This window comes from Streptococcus pseudopneumoniae, assembly GCF_001072375.1.
Classification (GTDB): domain Bacteria; phylum Bacillota; class Bacilli; order Lactobacillales; family Streptococcaceae; genus Streptococcus; species Streptococcus pseudopneumoniae_L.
Genome location: NZ_JVKV01000112.1, coordinates 1 through 1,109 on the forward strand (window position 1 = coordinate 1; position 1,109 = coordinate 1,109).

Genomic DNA, 1,109 nt, shown 5'->3' on the forward strand with positions numbered 1-1,109 from the left:
ACCAGTTGTTTGATCAACGTACTTGATAATAGCTTTTTGTTCTGCCTTACGGTAGACAACAGGTGTATCTTCTCCTGGTTTGTTAGGTGTTACACTTGGAGTGTCTGTCACATAACCTGGGATAACTGGAGTTGGAGTCTTGCCACCCTTAGTTGGATCTTGTGGATCATTGTTGTACTGTGGAGTTGGTGCACTTGGAATTGGTGTATTAGTTTCATCAACTGGGATGATCTTACCAAGTGGTTTATAAGTAACCTTATCCGTAACTTCTGGTTGGTCTGGAGTAACTGTCTTAGATCCAGCTTCCTTCTTATCAGCATAGTAATGTTCAACAACTGGAACTGTTTCTTTACCATAAGTGTGATTAGGTTGATCCCATGTTGTTGTACCATTTTTTTGTTTACCAGTAAAGGTGAAGTCATTTTGAACCTTATCAGCTGGAGTAGCTGTTCCTGCTCCTTCAAACGTTACCGTTTGTTTAGTTGGTTTTGTTACTTCAGTTGTTTTTGGTACATAGATGATTGGTGTATCTTCACCTGGTTTATCAGGTGTTACAGGTGTCCCTGGTTGGATTGGTTTACCTGGTTTTGTTGGATCATTTGGATCTGGAAGATGTGGTTCATAACCTGGCACATCTGGAACAAGTGGTTGACCTGGTTTCGTTGGATCCGTTGGATTATTTGGATACTTCACTCCTGGTGTTGATGGGAAGTTTGGATCGTTTGGTGTCTCTGGTTTTGGAACCAAGTTTCCAAGTGGTTTGTAAGTTACAGTTTCTTCAAGATTTTCTTGAGTGACTGTCTTAGAAGCAACACTTCCTTTATCAGCGTAGTAGCCTGTCAAACCAGGTGTTGGAACTGCATCATAGTTATCCTTATTCGATGCCCATGGTGCATCAGGGTTAAGAACTTTACCTGTAACTTTATCAAGATTTAAGGTACGTGTCCATTGTGCATTTTGAACATTATCAGCTGGGGCAGTTGCCTTACCGTCTGATACCACATAATGAACAGTTGATGTTACATCTTTCTTCCATTGATCTGTCGCAGGGTATTTTGGACTGTCTGGATCATTTGGATTGATTGGATCTGTTGGATTATGTGGATCGT

The 1,109-nt window shown here is 40.9% G+C and carries 1 protein-coding gene; it reads right to left on the bottom strand.

Features of this window, described 5'->3' with window-relative positions:
• Window positions 1-1,109 (bottom strand): mucin-binding protein (locus tag ADH31_RS10050; RefSeq protein ID WP_049510422.1); only part of this gene is annotated, 1,109 nt, incomplete at both ends.